The organism is Bacillus sp. FSL R7-0685, assembly GCF_038002425.1.
GTDB lineage: Bacteria > Bacillota > Bacilli > Bacillales > Bacillaceae > Bacillus > Bacillus subtilis.
Map to the genome: position 1 here is coordinate 2,889,584 of NZ_JBBOCN010000001.1, position 15,741 is coordinate 2,905,324.

Consider the following 15,741-nt stretch of genomic DNA (forward strand, 5'->3'; position numbering starts at 1 on the left):
TGGCAAAGGGGAAAAAATAATGATTGTTGAGCAAATCATGAAAAGAGATGTCATTACATTAACGAAGACAGATACGCTTGAAACAGCCATATGCAAACTGAAGGAATTCCATATCAGACATCTGCCTGTTGTAGATGAAGAACGACACGTGATCGGCATGATTACAGACAGAGACATGAAACAGGCCAGCCCGAGTATTTTTGAAGAAAACAAACGAAGCCTATTTCTCACACGAAGCGTAGATTCAATTATGAAAAAGGATGTTGTCTGCGCCCACCCGTTAGATTTTGTCGAAGAAATATCAGCCGTGTTCTACGAGCATGGCATCGGCTGCCTTCCAGTGGTGCACCATCAAAAATTAATAGGCATTTTAACAAAAACCGATTTGCTGCGGACGTTTGTCAAATTGACAGGCGCTGACCAGCCGGGATCGCAAATTGAGATAAAAGTAAACGACATCACCAAAAGCCTCGCTGAGATCAGCAGTCTTTGCCAAGACCTTCAAGTGAAAATATTAAGCGTGCTTGTTTATCCGCATGACGATCCCGGTGTAAAAGTGCTTGTCTTCCGTGTAAAAACGATGAATCCGCTGCCGTTTTTGCAGGCATTACAAAGAAATGGACACCACGTCGTATGGCCGTCAGAGCAAAGGGATCTGCTATGAGAGACAGTGTATTTATCTATTCTCCATCCTACCAAACCTATATGTTTCATCAGGAGCATCCCTTTAATCAGCAGCGGGTTCTGTTAACATATGATTTGCTTAAGACGATCAATGCCTTTGATGATGGAGACATTGTCACCCCCAGACTCGCTTCAGAAGAGGAGCTTTCCCTTGTCCACACGGACGATTACATTCAGGCCGTAAAGCTTGCGGGCGCCGGAAAGCTTCCCGCTGAAGAAGGAGAAAGCTACGGGCTCGGCACTGAAGACACACCCGTCTTTGCCGGCATGCACGAAGCGGCATCACTCTTGGTCGGCGGCACTTTAACGGCCGCAGACTGGGTCATGTCAGGACAAGCCCTGCATGCGGCAAACCTTGGTGGAGGGCTTCATCATGGCTTTCGCGGGAGAGCATCAGGATTCTGCATATACAACGACAGCGCTGTGGCGATTCAATATATCCAGAAAAAATATAGCGCCAGAGTGCTTTATATTGATACGGACGCCCACCACGGGGACGGTGTGCAATTTACATTTTACGATAATCCTGACGTATGCACGCTGTCCATTCATGAAACAGGAAGGTATTTATTCCCTGGAACCGGCCAGATCCAAGAAAAAGGCAGCGGAAAAGGATATGGCTATTCCTTTAATATCCCGCTTGACGCTTTTACAGAGGATGATTCTTTTCTTGAGGCTTACCGGACAGCAGCTTCAGAAGTCGCCGCGTATTTCGAGCCTGATGTCATTATCAGCCAAAACGGCGCCGATGCCCATTACTACGACCCGCTGACGCATTTATCAGCAACAATCAATATATACGAAGAAATCCCCCGTCTTGCACACACTTTGGCTCATCAATATTGCGGAGGGAAATGGATTGCAGTCGGAGGGGGCGGATATGATATTTGGCGTGTCGTGCCCCGCGCCTGGGCCAGAATATGGCTTGAAATGAAGGGAATTGATCCGGGACACGAGATCCCGCCGGAATGGATTGCTAAATGGCAAAAACAATGCCCCGTGGCCCTTCCGTCGAGCTGGAGCGATCCGGCTGATTTATATCCTCCGATTCCCCGCAAGCCTGAAATTACAGAAAAAAATGCCCAAACTGTCAGCAAAGCATTATATGCGATACGTTCTGAACAGCAAAGAACAAAGTAAAAAACGACCTTTACGAAGAGGTCGTTTTTGATTTTTTAATCACTATTTCCACACGCCGATTTTCCTTCATGTGTTCATTTGTCTTGTTATCCTTTACTGGCTTTGTATCCGCATAACCGACAGCAATAAAGCGCTTGGAGGGAAGCTTCTCTTTAGACGTGAAGTATTGAATAACCCCACTTGCCCGTGCTGCTGATAGCTCCCAGTTCGACGGGTATCGGTATGTCGAAATGTTTCGGCTGTCTGTATGCCCCTCCACCTGAATGTCATTTGGAATGGTTTGAAGAAGAACGGCAATTTGGTGAAGAAGTGTTTCGGCATTTTTCAGCACCTTTGCCTCACCTGTATCAAACAGCACAGCCTCCTGAAGAACGAGCACGACACCGCGTTCATCCCGTTTGGCTGTCATTTGGGCCTTCAAATGATTGTCTTTTATATATGTATTTACTTTCTTGAGAAGCTGATCCTGCTGATCCTCTTGCTTCTTCGTATCAGATGGGGATGTATTCTTTTTTTCTATGGATGTTTGGTCCGGCTGAAGCCCGTTGCCTTCCTTCTGGATCGAGTCCACTGCCGCTTTAAATTTTTGCAGATCAATTTGGGACATCGAAAAGAGTAAAATAAAGAACACAAGGATCAAGGTGATCAAATCTGTAAAGGTTACCATCCAGCTGGATGAAGATTGACTGTTTTTTCCGCTTCCATTCCTTCTTTCAAAACGTTCTCTTCTAAGCTTCATGTACAGATCCCTTTTTTGTTTTTACTTGTTTTGGCTGCTTCTGCCATTCTTCCCGTGAGCTGAAAACGACCAGCTGGCTTTCAAGGTTGCGCGGGTTTTTTCCGGATTGAACACCGATAATCCCTTCCACCATTACCTGCTTGATGAAAATTTCACTTTCTGTTTTCTCTTCAAGCTTAGCCGCGATCGGGTTGAAGACCATATTTGCCAGTAATGAACCATATAAAGTCGTCAGAAGCGCAATGGCCATATTTGGTCCAAGCATATGCGGGTCATTTAAGTTTTTGAGCATCAGCACAAGCCCGACGAGTGTTCCGATCATTCCCCATGCCGGAGCGAATTCTCCCGCTTTTTCAAAAACTCGCCGCCCTTTTCGGTGCCGTTCCTCCATTGCTGCGATTTCTGAATCCATGACGAGCCGAATCGTTTCTTCATCCCAGCCGTCAATCGCTAAAAGCAGCCCTTTTTTCAAGAATGGATCTTTGATTTCCCGAGCCTGATCATCCAATGATAAAAGCCCGTGTTTTCGCGCGTGATCGGAAAGGGAAACAAAGGTTTTCACAAGATCTTTCACATTGTCTTCCTGGCGGATGAATGCCTGCTTTAACACAGAGGGCGCTTTTTTCAGCTCTCTTGGCGGAAAACTGATAAAAACAGCGGCGCAAAGTCCCCCTGTTACGATGAAGAAAGAGGTCAGATCAAGAAAAGAGCGGAAACCGCTTACTCCCGATCCTGAAATAATCCCGATAACAATAATAATCGTTCCTAACACAAATCCAACAGGTGTAAGATAATCAAAACGTTTCATCATTTCTCCCCATGAAAAAAGCAAGAATTCACCATAAAGGTGAAGCTTGCTCTTTGTTTTTCTTATGACTTGGTTGACTTTCTAAGCTCTATACGGTGCGGCAGTTCGACGATATGCTCTTCAACCGGCTCTTTATTCATGAGCTTCGTCAGCAGTCTCATCGCAACGGCGCCGATATCATATGTCGGCTGAACAACTGTTGAAAGCTGAGGACGAACCATGAGGCTTAATCTTGTATTATCAAAACCGATAATGTCGAGATCCTCCGGAATGGATAAGCCCTGATCCTGAGCGGCATGGATAATGCCGAGTGCCATTTCATCAGTTGCAGAAAGAATGGCTGTCGGTTTTTTATCCAGGCTCATCAGATGCTGCAGTGCTTCGAGTCCGGAATCATATGTGTAATCCCCTTCAGCTACAAATTGTTCATTAAACGGAAGGTTCGCTTCTTCAAGCGCACGTTTGTAGCCTTGGAGTTTTTTCGAACGGTTGATCGGTTCTGCCATTGGTCCGGAAACGAACGCGATGTCTGTATGTCCTTTATCAACCAAAAGCTTCACGGCATCATAAATCGCCTGTTCGTAATCGATAGCGACTGACGGTGTTTCCTCCTGCTCTTCTACAGAAGCGGCAAGTACAATCGGCACTGGAGAACGCTTAAATTCCGCCACATGCTCGTCCGTAATGTTTCCGCCCATAAACACGATGCCGTCCACTTGTTTGCCGAGCATTGTGTTTAACAAGTGCAGCTCTTTCTCCATGTTTTGGTCAGAGTTGCTCAAAATAATATTGTATTTATACATTGTCGCGATATCTTCAATTCCGCGCGCAAGCTCTGAATAGAAAATGCTTGAGATATCGGGAATGATGACACCTACAGTTGTTGTTTTTTTACTTGCCAGCCCTCTTGCCACCGCGTTTGGACGGTAACCGAGACGTTCAATGGCTTCCAAGACTTTTTTCCTCGTTGTCGGTTTTACATTCGGGTTGCCGTTCACGACACGGGAAACGGTTGCCATGCTTACATTAGCTTCTCTCGCTACATCGTAGATCGTAATATTGCTCATCCTAAAACCACTCCTTTTACTGGATACACTTATCCTTATCTATAGCATAAACACTTTATGTAGAGAAATGTCATAATGTCCGAATTTATGTCGTTTATGATTTGTAAGCGTAAGTCAGTAGTGTACATTATTTTTCATTATTCATCAAATTTAATTACTTCTCATGAAATTATACACGTTTTTATAGATGATGAAAACGTATACTTGGTTTTTATAACTAAATAAACGAGAAAGCATAAAAAAAGGCCGCAGGCGCGGCCTTTTGGATTGTTCAATTAAGCGTTGACTTTCACCATTGGCTTCAGTTCATTCAGCCATTTTTCGAATTCAGGAATCGCCATTTGCTGAGCAGAGTCAGAAAGTGCGACTGACGGATCAGGGTGAACCTCAGCCATTACGCCATCAGCACCGATCGCTAAAGCGGCTTTAGCTGTCGGAAGCAAGAGGTCACGGCGGCCTGTTGAATGCGTAACATCAACAAAGACTGGCAAATGCGTTTCTTGTTTCAAAATCGGCACAGCTGAAATATCCAGCGTGTTTCTCGTTGCTGTTTCATATGTTCTGATTCCGCGCTCACAAAGGATAATTTGGTCATTTCCTTGTGACATGATGTATTCAGCAGCATTGATGAATTCAGAGATCGTTGCAGCAAGACCGCGCTTCAGAAGCACTGGCTTTTTCACGGCGCCGGCCGCTTTCAGCAATTCGAAGTTTTGCATGTTGCGCGCTCCGATTTGAATGACATCAATGTAGTCCAGCGCTTCTTCGATATGAGCCGGAGTTACGATTTCACTGATAACCGCCAGATCAAATTCATCCGCTACACGTTTTAAAATTTGAAGGCCTTCAACACCAAGCCCTTGGAAATCGTATGGGCTCGTACGAGGCTTAAAGGCTCCACCGCGCAAAATTTTAATCCCTTGTTTTTTCGCAGCTGCAGCGACTTCAGCTACCTGCTCATAGCTCTCTACCGCACATGGGCCGACAATGAATCTTTGCTGGCCGTCTCCGATTTTTTCGCCTTTGATATCAACAATTGTATCTTCAGGTTTTTTCTTGCGGGAGACAAGCAGCGCTTTGCTGTGATCTTCTTCCTGAAGCTCTAAACCGGCTTTGAATATCTCTTTAAAAATGTGCTGGATGGTTGAATTTTCGAACGGCCCGTCATTGTTTTCAATGATATTGTTTAACATTGTGCGTTCTCTGACAGGGTCAAATCGGTTGACACCCTGTGCTTCCTTCGCTTTACCGATCTCTTTTACAACATTGCCGCGTTCGTTGATTAATTTTAAAATTTGTAGGTTTAATTCGTCTGCTTTCTGCCTTAAAAGCTCTAACTCTGTGTTGCTCATTTTTTTCATCCTTTCCCTGCACATTCATTTTTTATTTTGTAGTTATCATGCATCTTACTATAAGTAATTCCAAATGGAAATACTGAAATACAAAAAATTTTATAAAAACTCTACTTTATTACCCAAACGCTTTTAAGTGATAAAGTAATCTATGAAGCTATCCTACATGATGTGAGGGCAATGTTCAAGGGTTTTTTACAAAAAAAAGCGCCAGATGATATCTGGACGCTTTTTTCTATGACAAATGCTGCTCAATAGCGGCTTCTGTAATTTGTGAATGTGAGGTATGCCATTTCACTTCACCGTTCTGGATGATGAATATCTGAGGGCTTTCATGCTTGACCCCATATGTTTCTGCAATGAAATTGGACAGCGGCCGGGCTTCTTGTACTTGAAGATAGTAAGCCGGCACATCCTCATGCTGATTTGCAAAGGCATCAAACTCATGAAATGCTGCCTGGCTGATCGGGCATGTGGTGCTGTGTTTCAAGAAGACGAAAACGCCTTCCTGTTCTGCAATCCGTTTAAATTCTTCCTCAGATTGAATAAGCTGTTTAGCCATGACTCAAGCTCTTCCTTCCCTGCTCAGCGATTCAACTGCTCAGCCTGTTTTTGTGCATCTTTCAGTTCGTCTTTTACATCTTCTTTCGTCTGGAGGACTTGATCTTTTGTTTCATCAGCTGCCTGCATCGCTTCTTCCCTCATATCTTGCATTGCAGTCGATGAATCCGTTTTGTCAGATTTGGAACGGTCTCTCAAATCCTTTACCTTGTTCATGATCTGTCCAGACTGATCCGCTACAAGCTGTGTGATGTTGGAAGTTTTGTCTTTTGCGATGCTGACATATTGCGTGCCTTTTTCCTTCGCATCTGCCGTCATTTTATCAGTTTTGTCCCGTAAGGCAACAGCCTGGCTGCCGAGATCGTCGCGAAGTTCTTTGCCTGATTTAGGCGCTAGAAAAAGAGCTGTAGTGGCACCGATGATTCCCCCGATTAAAGTTCCGATTAAAAAATCTTTACTATTAATTCCATCTTTGCTCATCATTATTCCTCCTCTTAGTATTTTTTTCTCTTACAGGGCTGATTTTTTCTTTTGCTTCCATTTCTCCCAAATTTCCATTGCTGCTTGACTCCAAGTGACAACTTGATTGATCTTATCTTGATTCTCTCTAACTGATGCCGATACAGACCCTGCCGCTTGTTTCATGGATGTATTGAACTGCTGTACAGAAGCTCCCACTCCTTGAACAGCATGAACGACCGTGTTCAGCTTTTCTGATTTTTCCTGAATATCTTCAGCCAGGCGGTTGGTCTTATGTAAAAGCTCGGCTGTTTCAGTTGTGATGCCCTTCATTTGTCCCTCCAGCCCTTCAAGAGTGGATGCGACGTTTTTTAGTGTCAGCTGCAGTGACTTCAATGTTTTAGACAAGTAGATCACTAATACGAGAAATGCAACTGCGATGAGTGCAACGCTCAAATAAAGAATAATAATCATCTCAAACCTCCTTGCTGCAGGATATACTGCTGTTTACCCGTTTTCTTCAATCATAAACATGTGTACTGGGCTGTATACATACTATTCTCCGTTATGTAAGAAAATCCTTTAATAAGCTTTTCCATCAGATAAATAAAAAGCAGTGAGATCACTGCTTTTTATTATGCCATGACGTTTTCGTAGGCTCTCATATATTTTTGGATATCTCCTGCTCCCATGAAGATGAGAACGGCTTTATCATGAGCTTTTAAAACAGATGTGTCATCTTCTTCAATCAGCTTGGCATTATGAATTTTTCCCTGGAGATCGCCGATCGTCAGCTTTCCGGCATTCTCACGGGCTGAGCCGAAAATATCGCATAAATACACACAGTCAGCGCCGCTCAGGCTTTCTGCAAATTCGTCAAGGAACTGCTGCGTCCGTGTAAATGTATGAGGCTGGAATACCGCGACAATTTCCCGATCAGGATATTTCTGTCTTGCCGCCTCAATTGTCACTTTTATTTCTGTCGGATGATGAGCATAGTCATCGATCAGCACTTGATCCCCAAGCTGCTTCTCATTGAATCTGCGTTTGACGCCCCCAAAGGATTTGAGAGCATGCTTAATGATGCTGGAATCAATTTCTTCATAATGGCATAACGCAATGACCGCCAATGAGTTTAATACATTGTGGTGGCCGTACGCAGGAATATAAAACGTATCATAGAACGTATTGCGGACAAAGACATCAAAAGTTGTCCCTTCCGTGCTTTTTACGATGTTTCTGGCTTGAAAATCATTTTCTTCCCCCGTGCCGTAATACACAACCGGGACGTTCGCATGGATTTTCGGCAGATGCTCATCGTCTCCGCAGGCAATAATGCCTTTGTTGACTTGAAGAGCCATCTCTTGGAAAGCGTCAAATACATCGTCAATGCTTGAGAAGTAATCAGGGTGATCAAAATCAATATTCGTCATAATCGCATAATCTGGCTGATAGCTTAAGAAATGGCGGCGGTATTCGCACGCTTCAAACACAAAGTATTCGCTGTTTTCATTTCCCTGGCCTGTTCCGTCTCCGATTAAGAAAGACGTCGGTTTTGCGTTTTGGATCACGTGAGCCAGCAGACCCGTAGTCGACGTTTTGCCGTGTGCGCCCGTAACGGCAACACTCGTGAATTTTTTCATGTAGTCGCCTAAAAACTTATGATAACGTATCACCGGAATTCCCTCAGACATCGCTTTTTCTATTTCAGGATGCGTGTCTGGGAATGCGTTTCCGGCGATGACTGTCATGCCGGGTTTAATATTTTCCGCGCTAAAAGGAAGAATCGTAATATTTCTTTTTTCAAGCGCTGTTTGCGTAAAAATAAATTTTTCGATATCCGATCCTTGGACAGTATATCCATTATCATGAAGTATTTGGGCAAGCGGACTCATACCGGTCCCTTTTATTCCAACAAAATGATAAACAGTCATAATTGTACCTCCAACAAACGTCTATCTGTTCCCCAGTATATGACGCTCATTTCAATTTGCGACCGCGGCGGCTGAAAAGCCTCCCTTAGCGGCGTATTTTATATGTTTTGTTATGTTTAGTATCAGGTTATTTCTTTCCGATTAAACCCAGATATCAAGATTTGTCTATGCACAGCTGCTGTAAAGCGGCATAGCTGTTAAATGCTCTAAACACTATCATACCATGTTTGGTGTGAAAATGAACCCATATTATTCGTTTATTAAATCACTTGCTGTGATCAGCACCTCCCGAGGCTTGCTTCCTTTTGCCTCAGAGATCATGCCTTCCGCTTCCATCATGTCGATCAGCCTTGCCGCACGATTGTAACCGATTCTGAATCTTCTTTGCAGGCTTGAAGTGCTCGCACTGTTTTGCTCTACAACAAACTCACACGCTTCGTAAAACAGTTCGTCCTCTTCTTTCAGGGCTGATCCTTGTCTTACGAGCTCTTCTTGTTCAAATAAATAGGTCGGCGGCATTTGGCTTCTGACGTGGGAAACGACGCGGTCGATTTCCCGGTCTGACACAAAGTTACCTTGCAGACGAACCGGTTTTCCCGATCCGTTTTCCAAAAAGAGCATATCCCCTTTTCCGAGAAGCTTTTCTGCACCGGCTATGTCGATAATTGTTCGGGAATCAACCTGGCTTGAAACAGAAAAGGCGATTCTCGTTGGGATATTCGCCTTTATCAGACCTGTAATGACATCGACTGACGGACGCTGAGTGGCGACGAGAAGATGGATACCGCACGCTCTGGCTTTTTGGGCGATCCGCGCAATGCTTTCTTCCACATCGTTTGGAGCCACCATCATCAAATCTGCAAGCTCATCAATAATGACAACTAAATATGGCAGCTTTTCACCCATTTGGTGTTCAGCGGTTAATTGATTAAAGCGGTCAATGTCGCGGACACCTGAATGGGCAAAAAGCTCATAGCGGCGCTCCATTTCCTCAACGACCCATTTCAAAGCAGCTGTAGCCGCTTTAGCATCAGTAATGACCGGGCTGACGAGGTGAGGAATTTTATTGTAAGGGGCCAGCTCTACCATTTTCGGATCAATCAGCAGCACCTTTACCTCACTCGGGTCAGCTTTATAAAGCAGGCTGACTAATATTGTATTGATGCATACGCTTTTTCCGGAGCCTGTAGCGCCGGCAATCAAGCCATGCGGCATTTTCTTCAAGTCGATAACAACAGGATTTCCTGAAATATCTAATCCCAGCGCAGCTGTGAGCGGTGACTTGCTTGTCCTGAAAGCTGAGCTGCGAATCATTTGGCGCAAATCAACCACCTTGCTCGTGCGGTTCGGCACTTCAATTCCGATCGTGTTTTTCCCCGGAATCGGCGCTTCAATCCGAATATCTCTCGCTGAGAGACTGAGTTTAATATCATCGGACAAGTTGGTGATTTTATTCACCTTTACACCTGGTTCAGGATGCACTTCAAATCTCGTGACAGACGGACCCTGGGTTACATGGACCACATTGGCGCGGACATTGAAGTTTTTCAAGGTCAAATCAAGAAGCTGACGCTGTTCTTCGATCCACGCAGTATCATCTTGAACCTGCGCTGGCGGGACATCAAGCAGTGCAACATTCGGAAATACATAGCTGCCGCGGCGCTCCTCTGCTTTTTGCTGTTTATGCGTATCTCTTTTCAGCATCATCACATTAAAAGGAACGGATGGCCCTTTTTGAGAAGATGCGCTTTGTTCAGTCCTTTTCTCCTGTACATCAGGCCTTTTTTTCGGCTCTTCTGAAGCTTCGCGAGGTTTGTCTGCGCGAATTCCCTGCCGATTTTCAAGAGTTGCAGAAAACGATTTGGAACCCTGCTCCATGTGTTCAGTTTTCTCAAGCTCTGTATGGCTGTCTGGCTGAACATCTATCTTCGTTTCCTGAGCCTCTCCCAGGGTGTCATAATGATTATTTATTATGCTTTCTGATGGCTCTTCTGATTCTTTTGCCACAGTTTCTGCTTGAGCCAGAGCCTCTGATGAATACTCATGATCAGTCAATAAAGGCTCTTCCTGACGAATTTCCATTTGTTCTTCTTGAACGAACGGGGACTCAGCACCTTCTGCCGCGTTTTCATGATGATTGTATACTTGGCTGTCTGACGGCTCTTTTGCTTTTTCATCCTCAGATACTGCCGCTGTCTGAGATTCAGGAGCTGTTTGCTCTTCATCAAGTTCAGCGGAGAAAACAGGCTCTTCAAATTTCTCTGACTGCTGCTCCCTTTGTTCTTCCTTAGCCGTTGCAGGCTCTTCGCGGCCTACTTCACTGTCTGAAAGCCCTTCAGCCGCCGTATCTGTGAGCATCTCAGGCGGTGTTTGCTCTTCGGCATGTTCAGCTGGGAAGGAAGGCTCCTCTTTTTCCGGCTGTTGAACGCCTGACTCAAATGGCACTTTGTTACCTGACGGCTCGGCTGGCCGTTTCGCCAGCGCCTCATCATGCTCCGTATCCTTTCTGTTTAAAACGCAAGAAGGCTGTTTTTCAAATTGGGTATCCGGGAAGAAAGGACTTTCTTTTTTGGAATGCGCCTGTGTGTCTGAAGCAGGATAGCCGCGTTCACGTTCGATCTCTTCTGACAGCAGTGTTACCTTCTCTTTTACCGATTTATCCGGTTCGTTCAATGTTTCAGAAGGCTTTTTCGGCACATCCTTTTTAACAGATGGTTTTTGATTGAATCCATAGACAGGCGAAGGGATATTTGTCGGTTTAAACGGTTTCTTCGCCGGCTCTGCTGCTTGATATGTATGCTGCTCTTCTTCATTTCTGGGACGCTCTCTGTAAGGTGCAGCACTTGGACGAGGCGCGGATTTCGGTTCGTCCGATGGTGTGCGGCGCCTTCTCAGGTCATGATTTTTGTATCCGTCAGGCACGACTGGAAAACGGAATTTGCCTTTTGGATATTCATAATATATTTTAGGATCTTCCAATCTTTTTAATTGTCCTTCAGGATGATGTACCTCTTGTTGCTGCGGAATTTGAGCGGGTTTTGTCTCCCGTTCAGCATCCTCTTCGCTTTCGCCTAAAAACAAATCAAAAAATTTATGAAGCCAACTCATAATTTATCTCTAACTCCCTTATAGTTTTCTGGGACGGTTTTTAGTATACCACTGCTGGTCGGCCCAGAAAAGATTAAGCTATCAGCAGAAACAAAGCCGCTAAACAAGGGCTTAGCGGCTTTTCACATGATTCGTTTTTTTTGGCGGATTTATGGGAGTCTAAAACTGAAATGCGTCTCCCGCCTCATAGTCTCCTTCTAACACAAGGATTCCTTTTTCAGCAGGGGCATCCGGCAAATCAAGCTCTTTCGCTGAGCAGATCATCCCGCTTGACGGAACGCCGCGAAGCTCTGCATCCTTAATGACAAGTCCGCTAGGCATCACAGCACCGACTTTGGCAACGACAACTTTTTGGCCTTTGTCAACGTTAGGCGCGCCGCAGACGATCTGAAGCGTTTCTTCTCCTACGTTGACTTTACATACGCTTAATTTATCCGCATTCGGATGTTTTTCTTTTGATTCTACATACCCCACAACAAACTTCGGAGATAAATCAACGACTAATGTTTCTTCAACGCCGTTTCTGTTTAAAATCTCATTCACATCTTGCACGAATGTTTCTGAGAGCGCAACAGGGCCGTTTTCATCAATGGTCAAGTAAGAAGACGCGTTGAAAATGTTGAAGCCCGTTGTTTCTTTTGTTTCGTTATTAAAAATTTTGACGACGTCGCCGTGTTTTTCGTAGCCTAATTGTTCGCGTGTCACATCTTGAAGAGAGATCAGGAGCGTGTCTCCCACACCTTCTTTATTATAAAAAGCGTTCATAAGTAAAAATCCTTTCTAATCCTTTTTCGGACGGCTTTTCGCCAGGATAAACACCGGTTCCAGCTTTCCTTCATTGTACAAAAATGATAGGGCGGTAATCGGGACGGTGCCGCCTGCAAAGAAGCTCATCGACATTTGTCCTAGAATATCATACCCCGATTCATTTCGGATGTCAGCAAGAATCAAAACGTCCTGATGAGGAACAGAGATCGCCAGCTCACCTTCTGCATGCTGCTTATATTCATTTAAGATCGCTTCGTTCAATATCCGGCTTGCGTCGTATCCGTCGTTTGCCCTGAAGAAATAAAAGTAATTGCCGGCAACCGTATCCTCTTTGACAACCGTCGGCAGAGAACGGAGATTAAATGCGGCCGTCTCTCTGATCCGCTCTTTTGTCCAGTTTTCTTTCTCAAGCATGCGCTGGTCAATTAAACGGTAGGTTTTCCCGAGATCTAGCGCGTAATAAATTCTTGTCTCTGCGGTATGATCGTCATAAATGAGCGGGATATCTTCGCTGGACTTGTCCGGGAAGGAAGTCGAGCGGATGACCGGATAAATGCGAGTTTCTTTCCCGGTCATTTCCTGAGCCTTCCCTTCCATTGCCGTCATCGCTTCGGAGACATAGTACACGATCTCATCAATGGCTTCGTCTTTTTTCAGTTCCCATTTTGCAATAATCGGCGGCAAATCGAGCGTAATCCCTTTTTTAGTCGTTTGATCCTCAACACGGAGGGTGTCTTTTTCTCTGTCAAACAGAAAGGAGCGATTCTCGTGCTGAAGGCGCTGTTTCAGTATATCTGACAGCTTCCTTGAGGTCATTTTCAAAACGATGTCCTCCTTTACGCTTTAGCGAGAGAGTCTGTTAAAAACTGTTCAATTTCTTCTTTTGTTTTGCGGTCTTTGCTCACAAAACGATTTACTTCTTTTCCTTCATTAAACACCACAAAGCTTGGGATTCCGTAAATTTCCCACTCTGCACATGTATCAATGAATTTGTCACGGTCTACGTAGTAGTAGGTGAATTCAGGGAAATTCGCTTCCAGTTCAGGCAGGAAAGGCTCTACAAAACGGCAATCCGGGCACCAATCGGCTGAAAACATAAATACAGACCAATCATCCTTTACCGCTTTTTCCAGCTCTTGAGTTGATTCAATTTTTTTCATTTCATATCCCTCCAGTTGTTTATGTTCTTACATGTTTTTTATCGATACTCGTCCATTTGGATCATACCAAACTGCTTGAGGCAAAACCACTTATATGCAACGAATGAATATGTAAGATTGGCTTTCCCATTATCATTATCATATTTTATTTGCATTATCAAGCTCGTTTCGTTTAACATCGTGTACATGAGGGTGAAATTTACAGATGGATATACATAAGGAGGGATTTTTATTATGGAGTTTATCGTCTATTTAGCAGGAGAAATCCACAGCAATTGGCGCGAGGAAATTAAAGAAAAAACAAAATCACTGAAGCTCCCGATTACGTTTGTTGGCCCGATGGAGAATCATGACCGCTCAGACAATATTGGTGAAGAAATTATGGGCGTACAGCCAAATGCCGTTTTAAAGGATGACAAAGCCTCTGACATCAACAACTTCAGAACCGCCGTCCTGATGAATAAAGCAGACTTTGTGATCGCCCTGTTTGGCGAAAAGTACAAACAGTGGAACACGGCAATGGATGCATCATATGCGATCGCAAAAGGAAAACCCCTGATTATCATCCGGCCGGAATCGCTCCACCATCCTTTAAAAGAGCTTTCCAATAAAGCGAATATTACGGTTGAAACCGTTAACCAAGCCATTAAGGCCCTTTCCTATCTATTTGAAACAGAATAAGAAAAAAGCTTGTCGATCCGGGCTTACTGCTCGTTCAACAAGCTTTTATGAAACCTACATATTTTCTTTAATCGCATCCACCGTCTGCTTATCGCAGGCTGTTACAAGTTTGATGAGCATTTCTTTAGCAGCAGCATAATCATCAATATGAATGATAGAAGCGTTTGTATGAATATAGCGGGAACATATTCCGATAACCGCTGACGGCACACCGCTGTTCGAAATATGAACCTTGCCTGCGTCTGTTCCCCCGCCGGATACAAAATATTGATATGGAATATCATGCGTTTCAGCCATATCAAGAACGAATTCCCTCATTCCGCGATGCATGACTGTCGTTCTGTCAAGAATGCGCAGCAAAAAGCCTTTTCCAAGCTGGCCGAATTCATTTTTGTCTCCGCTCATATCGTTTGCCGGGCTGGCGTCAAGGGCGAAAAACAAGTCCGGTTTAATCATATGAGAAGCCGTCTGCGCGCCCCTTAGCCCTACTTCTTCCTGAACCGTTGCACCCGCATAGAGTGTATTCGGAAGCTCTTTACCGTGTAATTCCTTCAGAAGTTCAATGCTTAAGCCGCATCCATATCTGTTATCCCATGCTTTTGATAAAATTTTCTTTTCATTCGCCATCGTCGTAAACGGACAAACAGGCACGATCTGCTGTCCCGGTTTAATGCCGATTTTGATGGCGTCTTCCTTATCATCCGCTCCAATGTCGATCATCATGTTTTTGATATCCATCGGACGGTTTCGCTGCGCATCTGTCAATAAATGCGGCGGTATGCTTGAAATCACACCCGGAACCGGCCCGTTATCTGTTTGAATTTCAACCCGCTGCGCAAGCAAAACCTGGCTCCACCAGCCTCCGAGCGTCTGGAATCTGAGCAGCCCGTTGTCTGTAATGGATGTCACCATGAAGCCGACTTCGTCCATGTGCCCGGCTACCATAATTCTCGGTGCGTCCTCTGCGCCTCGTCTGACTCCGAAAACACTTCCCAGTCTGTCCTGAACGATGTCATCGGCATATTTGGCTAGCTCCTGCTTCATAAAAGCACGAACCTGATGCTCATTGCCCGGCGCGCCGGGAAGCTGCGTCAGTGTTTGGAAAAGCGCTTTCGTTTCTTGATTCATGTTTTCCCCTCATTTCTATGTAGTCCTTTTATTTTATTAGAAACAATGAAGTTTTCCAAGCACCCTGACCGAATCTGCTCGATCAGCCGCGTATTGCTTAACAGGATTTGGCTGTTTCTGTATAATGAAAAGTACGATCAACCAGGAGGTGC

At 44.7% G+C, this 15,741-nt stretch carries 17 protein-coding genes; 3 read left to right on the top strand and 14 right to left on the bottom strand.

Annotated elements, in window-relative coordinates:
- Positions 1-19: 19 nt before the first annotated feature.
- Positions 20-664, top strand: a complete 645-nt coding sequence (locus MKY50_RS15120; protein WP_003229294.1) for an acetoin utilization AcuB family protein — start codon at positions 20-22, stop codon at positions 662-664.
- Positions 661-1,824: an acetoin utilization protein AcuC gene (locus MKY50_RS15125; RefSeq protein ID WP_015251447.1), complete on the top strand. Its 1,164-nt coding sequence runs from the start codon at positions 661-663 to the stop codon at positions 1,822-1,824. Before MKY50_RS15120 ends, MKY50_RS15125 begins: the two co-directional genes overlap by 4 nt.
- 10 nt (positions 1,825-1,834) lie before the next feature.
- Here the strand turns inward: MKY50_RS15125 and motS are convergent, their stop codons facing one another.
- The 13 genes from motS to MKY50_RS15190 form a co-directional block, all read right to left on the bottom strand.
- Positions 1,835-2,563: a flagellar motor protein MotS gene (motS, locus tag MKY50_RS15130; RefSeq protein WP_003229290.1), complete on the bottom strand. Its 729-nt coding sequence runs from the start codon at positions 2,561-2,563 to the stop codon at positions 1,835-1,837.
- Positions 2,553-3,371 carry a flagellar motor protein MotP gene (motP, locus tag MKY50_RS15135; protein ID WP_014477672.1) on the bottom strand — a complete coding sequence of 273 codons (819 nt, stop codon included), beginning with the start codon at positions 3,369-3,371 and terminating at the stop codon, positions 2,553-2,555. Before motP ends, motS begins: the two co-directional genes overlap by 11 nt.
- Positions 3,372-3,433: 62 nt before the next feature.
- The gene (ccpA, locus tag MKY50_RS15140) at positions 3,434-4,438 is read right to left on the bottom strand and encodes a catabolite control protein A (RefSeq protein WP_003229285.1); all 1,005 of its coding nucleotides are present in this window, start codon (positions 4,436-4,438) and stop codon (positions 3,434-3,436) included.
- Positions 4,439-4,713: 275 nt separating this feature from the next.
- Complete coding sequence (locus MKY50_RS15145) at positions 4,714-5,790, bottom strand: bifunctional 3-deoxy-7-phosphoheptulonate synthase/chorismate mutase (protein ID WP_003223454.1); 1,077 nt, start codon at positions 5,788-5,790, stop codon at positions 4,714-4,716.
- A 235-nt stretch (positions 5,791-6,025) separates the two neighbouring features.
- Positions 6,026-6,352 (bottom strand): bacillithiol system redox-active protein YtxJ, encoded by a 327-nt coding sequence (ytxJ, locus tag MKY50_RS15150; protein ID WP_003229280.1) that lies wholly within the window; start codon positions 6,350-6,352, stop codon positions 6,026-6,028.
- Positions 6,353-6,375: 23 nt separating this feature from the next.
- A complete protein-coding gene (locus tag MKY50_RS15155; protein WP_004398549.1) occupies positions 6,376-6,831 on the bottom strand; it encodes a YtxH domain-containing protein in 456 nt (151 codons plus the stop codon).
- A 30-nt stretch (positions 6,832-6,861) separates the two neighbouring features.
- Positions 6,862-7,284 carry a DUF948 domain-containing protein gene (locus MKY50_RS15160; protein WP_003229276.1) on the bottom strand — a complete coding sequence of 141 codons (423 nt, stop codon included), beginning with the start codon at positions 7,282-7,284 and terminating at the stop codon, positions 6,862-6,864.
- A gap of 161 nt (positions 7,285-7,445) precedes the next feature.
- Positions 7,446-8,744, bottom strand: a complete 1,299-nt coding sequence (gene murC, locus MKY50_RS15165; protein ID WP_003229274.1) for a UDP-N-acetylmuramate--L-alanine ligase — start codon at positions 8,742-8,744, stop codon at positions 7,446-7,448.
- A gap of 249 nt (positions 8,745-8,993) precedes the next feature.
- Positions 8,994-11,852 carry a DNA translocase SftA gene (gene sftA, locus MKY50_RS15170; protein WP_326237070.1) on the bottom strand — a complete coding sequence of 953 codons (2,859 nt, stop codon included), beginning with the start codon at positions 11,850-11,852 and terminating at the stop codon, positions 8,994-8,996.
- Positions 11,853-12,011: 159 nt separating this feature from the next.
- Positions 12,012-12,617 carry a YtpR family tRNA-binding protein gene (gene ytpR, locus MKY50_RS15175; protein ID WP_076458270.1) on the bottom strand — a complete coding sequence of 202 codons (606 nt, stop codon included), beginning with the start codon at positions 12,615-12,617 and terminating at the stop codon, positions 12,012-12,014.
- Positions 12,618-12,632: 15 nt separating this feature from the next.
- A complete protein-coding gene (locus tag MKY50_RS15180) occupies positions 12,633-13,442 on the bottom strand; it encodes a DUF1444 domain-containing protein (protein WP_009967991.1) in 810 nt (269 codons plus the stop codon).
- Positions 13,443-13,456: 14 nt separating this feature from the next.
- A complete protein-coding gene (locus MKY50_RS15185; protein WP_003229265.1) occupies positions 13,457-13,780 on the bottom strand; it encodes a thioredoxin family protein in 324 nt (107 codons plus the stop codon).
- Positions 13,781-13,818: 38 nt separating this feature from the next.
- On the bottom strand, positions 13,819-13,935 hold the full coding sequence (locus MKY50_RS15190) for a hypothetical protein (protein ID WP_004399150.1): 117 nt from the start codon (positions 13,933-13,935) through the stop codon (positions 13,819-13,821).
- A 79-nt stretch (positions 13,936-14,014) separates the two neighbouring features.
- Here MKY50_RS15190 and MKY50_RS15195 point away from each other — a divergent pair, with 79 nt between their 5' ends.
- Positions 14,015-14,461: a YtoQ family protein gene (locus tag MKY50_RS15195; protein WP_003229263.1), complete on the top strand. Its 447-nt coding sequence runs from the start codon at positions 14,015-14,017 to the stop codon at positions 14,459-14,461.
- A 54-nt stretch (positions 14,462-14,515) separates the two neighbouring features.
- Here MKY50_RS15195 and MKY50_RS15200 read toward each other — a convergent pair whose 3' ends face one another.
- Positions 14,516-15,589: a M42 family metallopeptidase gene (locus MKY50_RS15200; RefSeq protein ID WP_014480574.1), complete on the bottom strand. Its 1,074-nt coding sequence runs from the start codon at positions 15,587-15,589 to the stop codon at positions 14,516-14,518.
- Between the last annotated feature and the right edge of the window lie 152 nt (positions 15,590-15,741).

Excerpts from the sequence above, each read along its gene's own strand:
- ytpR (WP_076458270.1), bottom strand. The coding sequence starts at position 12,617 with ATGAACGCTTTTTATAATAAAGAAGGTGTGGGAGACACGCTCCTGATC.
- ytxJ (WP_003229280.1), bottom strand. The coding sequence starts at position 6,352 with ATGGCTAAACAGCTTATTCAATCTGAGGAAGAATTTAAACGGATTGCA.
- motP (WP_014477672.1), bottom strand. The coding sequence starts at position 3,371 with ATGAAACGTTTTGATTATCTTACACCTGTTGGATTTGTGTTAGGAACG.
- ccpA (WP_003229285.1), bottom strand. The coding sequence starts at position 4,438 with ATGAGCAATATTACGATCTACGATGTAGCGAGAGAAGCTAATGTAAGC.
- MKY50_RS15125 (WP_015251447.1), top strand. The coding sequence starts at position 661 with ATGAGAGACAGTGTATTTATCTATTCTCCATCCTACCAAACCTATATG.
- MKY50_RS15120 (WP_003229294.1), top strand. The coding sequence starts at position 20 with ATGATTGTTGAGCAAATCATGAAAAGAGATGTCATTACATTAACGAAG.
- MKY50_RS15190 (WP_004399150.1), bottom strand. The coding sequence starts at position 13,935 with ATGCAAATAAAATATGATAATGATAATGGGAAAGCCAATCTTACATAT.
- sftA (WP_326237070.1), bottom strand. The coding sequence starts at position 11,852 with ATGAGTTGGCTTCATAAATTTTTTGATTTGTTTTTAGGCGAAAGCGAA.
- MKY50_RS15200 (WP_014480574.1), bottom strand. The coding sequence starts at position 15,589 with ATGAATCAAGAAACGAAAGCGCTTTTCCAAACACTGACGCAGCTTCCC.
- MKY50_RS15160 (WP_003229276.1), bottom strand. The coding sequence starts at position 7,284 with ATGATTATTATTCTTTATTTGAGCGTTGCACTCATCGCAGTTGCATTT.
- murC (WP_003229274.1), bottom strand. The coding sequence starts at position 8,744 with ATGACTGTTTATCATTTTGTTGGAATAAAAGGGACCGGTATGAGTCCG.
- MKY50_RS15195 (WP_003229263.1), top strand. The coding sequence starts at position 14,015 with ATGGAGTTTATCGTCTATTTAGCAGGAGAAATCCACAGCAATTGGCGC.
- MKY50_RS15155 (WP_004398549.1), bottom strand. The coding sequence starts at position 6,831 with ATGAGCAAAGATGGAATTAATAGTAAAGATTTTTTAATCGGAACTTTA.
- MKY50_RS15185 (WP_003229265.1), bottom strand. The coding sequence starts at position 13,780 with ATGAAAAAAATTGAATCAACTCAAGAGCTGGAAAAAGCGGTAAAGGAT.
- MKY50_RS15145 (WP_003223454.1), bottom strand. The coding sequence starts at position 5,790 with ATGAGCAACACAGAGTTAGAGCTTTTAAGGCAGAAAGCAGACGAATTA.
- motS (WP_003229290.1), bottom strand. The coding sequence starts at position 2,563 with ATGAAGCTTAGAAGAGAACGTTTTGAAAGAAGGAATGGAAGCGGAAAA.